Below are 350 nucleotides of genomic sequence, written 5' to 3' on the forward strand. Positions count from 1 at the left end.
CCGGTGATCAACAACTGACGCACCATTTCCCCCGGTCTGTATGGTAGGGTGCGTCAGACCCCCGAAATCGTCATGAAAAGCCGGTGATGAACAACTGACGCACCATTTCCCCCGGTCTGTATGGTAGGGTGCGTCAGACCCCCGAAATCGYCATGAAAAGCCGGTGATCAACAACTGACGCACCATTTCCCCCGGTCTGTATGGTAGGGTGCGTCAGACCCCCGAAATCGCCATGAAAAGCCGGTGATGAACAACTGACGCACCATTTCCCTGGATGGWAGGGTGCGTCAGACCCCCGAAATCGTCATGAAAAGCCGGTGATCAACAACTGACGCACCATTTCCCCCGGT

Annotated in this window: 1 protein-coding gene; it reads right to left on the bottom strand. The window is 55.7% G+C overall.

Annotated elements, in window-relative coordinates:
* Positions 1-186: hypothetical protein (locus B9T16_RS29615; protein WP_410246487.1), on the bottom strand; the 186-nt coding region annotated here is incomplete at its 3' end.
* Between the last annotated feature and the right edge of the window lie 164 nt (positions 187-350).

It is taken from the genome of Arthrospira sp. PCC 8006 (assembly GCF_046480465.1).
GTDB classification, from domain to species: Bacteria; Cyanobacteriota; Cyanobacteriia; order Cyanobacteriales; family Microcoleaceae; genus Limnospira; species Limnospira platensis.